Annotated in this window: 6 protein-coding genes; 3 read left to right on the top strand and 3 right to left on the bottom strand. The window is 59.9% G+C overall.

The window, feature by feature from the left end; all coding sequences use genetic code 11:
* The 3 genes from LNV07_RS25160 to LNV07_RS25150 all read right to left on the bottom strand — a co-directional run.
* Window positions 1-1,381: transposase (locus LNV07_RS25160; protein ID WP_263573958.1), on the bottom strand; the 1,381-nt coding region annotated here is incomplete at its 3' end.
* 577 nt (window positions 1,382-1,958) lie between these two features.
* On the bottom strand, window positions 1,959-2,234 hold the full coding sequence (locus LNV07_RS25155; protein ID WP_263573957.1) for a serine hydrolase domain-containing protein: 276 nt from the start codon (window positions 2,232-2,234) through the stop codon (window positions 1,959-1,961).
* 90 nt (window positions 2,235-2,324) lie between these two features.
* Entirely contained in the window at window positions 2,325-2,537 is a 213-nt protein-coding gene (locus LNV07_RS25150; RefSeq protein WP_263573956.1) for a ribbon-helix-helix domain-containing protein, read from the bottom strand.
* A 129-nt stretch (window positions 2,538-2,666) separates the two neighbouring features.
* On the opposite strand from LNV07_RS25150, the gene LNV07_RS25145 reads away from it, so the two are divergent.
* The 3 genes from LNV07_RS25145 to LNV07_RS25135 all read left to right on the top strand — a co-directional run.
* Window positions 2,667-3,410, top strand: coding sequence for a YoaK family protein (locus LNV07_RS25145; protein ID WP_263573955.1), 744 nt, complete (start codon window positions 2,667-2,669; stop codon window positions 3,408-3,410).
* A gap of 57 nt (window positions 3,411-3,467) precedes the next feature.
* On the top strand, window positions 3,468-4,226 hold the full coding sequence (locus LNV07_RS25140; protein WP_263573954.1) for a spermine/spermidine synthase domain-containing protein: 759 nt from the start codon (window positions 3,468-3,470) through the stop codon (window positions 4,224-4,226).
* A 453-nt stretch (window positions 4,227-4,679) separates the two neighbouring features.
* Window positions 4,680-5,225, top strand: a 546-nt coding sequence (locus LNV07_RS25135; protein WP_263573953.1) for a PAS domain-containing protein, incomplete at its 3' end; no start/stop codon positions are given.

Genomic DNA, 5,225 nt, shown 5'->3' with positions numbered 1-5,225 from the left:
ATGCGATCAGATTCATTTGGCCTCCGCACTGAGGACACAGCAGCGGAAAAACCTCGTAAATCCGGGCAATCAGCGCCGCCCACAGGTAGCGCGCCGCTGAGGCTCGCTTGGGTGCAACGGGTTCAGTTTGGCTGGCTTGTGCTGGGCTCCCGCCGCCGCTGCTGCCTATGACTGACGCATCGACGACAGTTTCGTCGGCCGGCAATTGCGGCTGCGCCATGGCGACCGCGGCCGCTCGGAGCGGTGAGTTTGGTGCCAGCACGCCGTAGTAGCGATGCCGGTGGATGCGGGGCGGCGGGATCAGGGCGGCGATGCGATCGATAAGCTCCAGCGGCGTGAGGATCAGATCACCTTGTTTACCGCCCGATTGAGGTTTCGGGCAGTGATAGACCAAATCAGCGCCACGCTTGTGAAGTCGTCGCTCCATGGCAAAGGGTGGCCGGGCGCAATAGCGCAACAGACGCTCCAGCCCTGCGCGGTCAGCTGGGGCAATGCATACGGCGGCATCAACCGAAAAGCCGCTGTGCTGGTAGGCCAGCATGTCCGAGGCGTCAGTTTCTTCGATGAAGCCCCGGATGACAAAGGCTCGCAGGATGCGCTTGCGAGTGCTGGCCTGCACCTGGGCAATGGCGGCCTGGTCGGGCTCACTGGCCGGGTGAAAACGAAGTGCCGGCGTGCCAAGATCGACCTCAAGTGGCGCGGAAGAAACTGCATTGGTTGTTTCTACTGCCACTTCGAATACGCCGTCAATGACGCAGACGTGAAAATGCACATGGGTGTTCAGGCTGGAGCCGAACCGGTGAATGAAGGCCACCGCACCGATGCGCAATGCTGCCGCGTCAACTGTGGCAGCACCAGGGCAGCGCGTGATCAGGCTGTTCTGAATGACGCGCAGGAAGATGCGCAAGGCGGTGTTGAGTGCCGCGCCGTCCCGCTGCGAAAGAAAGTACCGAAGTCGTTTTGGCACCGACAACACCCACTGCCGCACGGCCAAACGCGGAAAGACATGGTCGACCAGGTGCGCGGCCGTCTCGGCCATACGTCGGGTGTTGCACGAGGGGCAAACGCCTCGCCCCTTGCAGGAGAAAGCGACGAAGTAGTCATGCCCGCAGTCCTCGCAGCGTGCGCGAGCGAAGCCATAGGCAAAGATGCCGCATTCCAGGTATTTGCGGAAGGCCAGTTCGACGTAGGGGCTTGGGGTGTGCAGATCACCCTGGCCGTCGAACTGGCCGCAGCTGGCAAGTTCGAGCCAGGTTTCGAAATGCTCGGCCACCGTCCGGTAGAGCAAGGTTTGCTCAGGGTGGCGAGGGTTGTAAAGCTTGACCTTGGGTGCGGCTGAGGTGCTTGGTTTAGTTTGTTTGCCAGCTTGTCTGTCCGCCACCACCCACTGATGCTGGTGTGGATGCGGATGCGGCAACCCCTGCCGCTGCGCTGAGATGGTGTGCATGGGGCAGAGTCATCAATGACGGGCGCCTCAATGATACCGATTCTGTGTTTATGACCAGTATTTGTGTGCCTCGATGCGGGGGCCTGAGGGTCAGGTCTCCCGTCTTGCAAAAAGCCTCTGAGCAGGCTCTGGTCGGGTCTTGAATGTGGGGCCGGGCCAAACATTTTGAATGAGCTGTCGCTTCGTTGTTAACGTCAGCTTCGGGCACGGAGTTGCCAGACGGTCAGTGCCTTCGCAATGTCCCGGCCCGCGCTAGGCAGACAGTTCGAGAAAGCGCCGCATAGCTGACGTTCGGTTCACCTGCCGTTTTGGTCAACGGTGGCTTACCGGCGACGATGCGGCCTGACGCTCCCGGCCAGTTCTTGTCACTCGGTTGCGCAGTGGCAGCAGCGGCAGGTTGCCAGGAGCTGCCGCTACCGGACAGGCATCAGGATCCTCGGAAAGTTGTTAGGCTGTTAGGCCGTTAACAGTTGAGGCCGCCCTCGATTGAAATGGATCGCCCGAGAGCCAACTATTTAGAGATTGGCTTTTCCAATGAATCCCAGTTGTATGCCTTTTCGACACGGTCGGCGATTTGATTCATCAGACTTAGGCCATTGTCGCCATTGGTCATGATGACGACGCCGTAACCCTTGCGAAAGTGTCCAGTCATCCACGCCCGATATCCCCAATTCGAGCCATTGTGCGAAAAGTACCAGCCGTCTTGGCGCCGATCAATCGCCAGGCCCATTGCGTAGCGACCAATCCCTGGCGGGGAAATCATTTCTTTGGCGGTGCGCTGATCCATGACCTTGCCACTCGGACCGCGTAGCCCAGTCGTGTGAGCCCTCGTCAAGTCCTGTGCGGCCAACTGCGCGCTGCGGCTGTACATCCGTGCTCAGCCTTGACCGAGCGCGCCACTGGTGGGGTTTGCGGCTGCATCCTCATCTCCGCCCGGCACAAAACTGACGCCGTGAGAGGCCAGGTAGTCGCGAATCAGCCGTCGCACCAGCTGTGACGGGGTCAGGTCTTGCTGCGCGCACAGAGTCTCAAGAGCCTTCTTTTTGCCGGGGTCGATCAAGATCGTCAGACGTGCGGTCTTTTGCTCCATAGAGACTCCTTATGTTAATTGCATTATAATTTTATACGAATCAAAGGCGATTTTTATTGGCAGGCATGATCTTGCTTCCGATTCGCTGGCGAGGTTCAAAAATCCAAGCCGAGGCCCGCATTCCGACTCATGAGCTTCAAGTTCCTGCAACGCCTGATCGGGCAAGATCGGACCCTGTTGGCCAATCGGCAACTTGGCGGCTTGCTGGCGTTTGTGGCCGGGGCGATCAATGCGGGCGGTTTCTTGGCGGTGCAGCGTTACACCTCGCACATGACCGGCATCGTGTCTTCGATTGCCGATGACTTGGCCACCGGCGGATTTGCCTTGGCGCTGGCCGGCTTTGCGGCCTTGTTTTCATTCCTTGCCGGAGCCGCGTGCACGGCCATCCTGATCAACTGGGCGCATCGCCGCCAAATGCAGAGCAAATACGCCTTAGCACTCTTGCTGGAGGCCGGCCTGCTGCTAGTGTTTGGGTTGGTAGGGGCCAATCTCAAGTCCTTGGAACATTTGTTGATCCCCACGGCGGTGCTCTTGCTGTGCTTCATCATGGGTCTGCAAAACGCCACCGTGACGAAGATTTCCCAGGCTGAAATACGCACCACACATATGACCGGCGTGATCACCGACCTGGGCCTCGAACTGGGCCGGTTGATCTACTGGAATCACGCGCAGCGGGGCAATCTCGTCCACACGGTGCGCGCCAATCGCGACAAGCTGATGATCCACCTGGCGATTTTGAGCTTGTTTTTTGGCGGCGGCTTGGTCGGCGCACTGGCCTTCAAGTACCTTGGCTTTTCGGCCACGATTCCGTTCGCGCTCTTGCTGATCGTGATTGCCGCCCCGGCACTGCTGCTCGATTGGTGGCAGGCCTGAATTACCCGCCCGCCCGCCCGCTCGCACCCATTCACTCCGCCATCCTCCCGAAGCTCCATGCCCCAATCTGCCGACCTTGCCCAGCACCTGAAGCCCTTCGTCTACGAGACCTTGAGTACCAAGGCCATGCACTTCTCGATCTGCGAAATTCAGAGCCGCATGCAGACCCAGCAGCCTGACGCGCTGAGCCTCGAGTACACGCGCACCATGATGGCTTTCATGCTGTTTGCGCCGCAACCCGATATGCTGGCGATGATAGGTTTGGGCGGCGGCTCGATGGCCAAGTTCTGCTTCCGCTTCTTGCCGATGACGCGCATCAAGGTGATCGAGATCAACCCGCATGTAATCGCGCTGCGCGACGAGTTTTTCGTGCCGCCGGACGGCGCGCGTTTCAAGGTGCAACTCGGCAACGGCGCGGATTTCGTGCGCTTTCCACCCTATCGCCTGGATGTGCTGTTGGTCGACGGCTTTGACTATGACGGCCAGCCGCCCGCGCTGTGTTCACAGCGTTTTTATGATGACTGTTTTGATGCGCTGCAGCCCAATGGCTTGATGGTGGTCAATCTTCATGCCGGCCATGCTGATTTCGACTTGCATGTGGCACGCATCCGGCGCAGCTTCGGTGTCGAAGTCTTGCTCGTCACCGATGCCGACGGCTGCAACACCATAGCCTTTGCCTGCAAAGGGTTGCTGGCCGGGCGTTTCAAGCCAGCCAGCGCCGGCCATCCCGCGCATCTGAGCGCCCAAGCTCGGGTCGAGCTGAGCCCCGCCTTCTTGGCGGTGACGCGGGCCCTGAAGGTCAAGGCCTTGGCTTGAGCGTCCGCAGCTGCGCCTGCGGCTTGCATTCTCGACCGCCTCAAAAGTACATCCTGGCCGGGACCGTGTGGCCGCATCGTCGCCAGTAAGCCGCCGTTGACTAAAACGGTCGGCGAACCGAACGTCAGCTATGCGGCGCATGTTCGCACTGTCGGGCTGGAGCAGGCCGGGGCATATCGAGGGCACTGACTGCCTGGCAACACAGTGCCATATCCGCGGCAGTATTAAGATATTGGCAATAGCCACGCCCTGAGACCGCTATGCACCTACAGGATCGGCCCGCAGCCGACAGCAATCCAGCGGACTGACCCGTCCGCCTCGGCCGAGCCGGTCAATGTTGCGGCGCTGCTGCGTCAACGGGCCGAAGCAATGCTGCTGGAACAGGACGCCGCTCAGCCGCTAGTCCCCCCGCAGTCGCCCGAAGCCGCCCAGTTAGCGCTACGCGAATTGCGATTGCGCCAGATTGAGCTGGAGTTGCAAGTCGAAGAACTGCGCCTGGCGAAAGAACAGCTGGAGCTGGTCAAGCAAACCCAGGCTCCGGATACAAGGGCGATTCAGAGTTTGGCGGAGGGTGCGATGGATGCCATCATCGTCGCCGATACCCATCTGCGCGTGATTCTGTTCAATCCTGCGGCCGCGCTGATCTTTGGCGTGCCGGTCGAAGAGGCAATGGGAGGCTCCATTGACCGATTCCTTCCCGCGCGGTTTCGTCAGGCACATGAGGGTCAAGTCCGAGACTTCGGCGAACTCAAGCGCGGTACGCGCCCCATGGGCAAGGTTTGCGAGATCTTAGGGTTGCGAGCAAATGGCGAGGAATTCCCCGCTGAGGCAGTGATTTCGAATCTTGAGATCGATGGACAGAAAACTTACGCCATCATCCTGCGCGACCTCTCCGAGCGCAGTCGCGTGAAAGAGGACTTGCGGGCAAGCAATAGCCGCTTGGTCGATGCCCAGTCGGTGGCCAAAGTGGGTAGTTGGGAGACTGATCTCTCCAATTTG

Source organism: Roseateles oligotrophus (genome assembly GCF_025717515.1).
Lineage (GTDB): Bacteria > Pseudomonadota > Gammaproteobacteria > Burkholderiales > Burkholderiaceae_C > Paucibacter_A > Paucibacter_A oligotrophus.
The sequence above is the reverse complement of the archived record's forward strand: the minus strand, read 5'-3'. Positions and strand labels throughout refer to the sequence as shown.

Coding starts and splice junctions, on each gene's coding strand:
- LNV07_RS25155 (WP_263573957.1), bottom strand. CDS start 2,234: ATGGATCAGCGCACCGCCAAAGAAATGATTTCCCCGCCAGGGATTGGT.
- LNV07_RS25150 (WP_263573956.1), bottom strand. CDS start 2,537: ATGGAGCAAAAGACCGCACGTCTGACGATCTTGATCGACCCCGGCAAA.
- LNV07_RS25145 (WP_263573955.1), top strand. CDS start 2,667: ATGAGCTTCAAGTTCCTGCAACGCCTGATCGGGCAAGATCGGACCCTG.
- LNV07_RS25140 (WP_263573954.1), top strand. CDS start 3,468: ATGCCCCAATCTGCCGACCTTGCCCAGCACCTGAAGCCCTTCGTCTAC.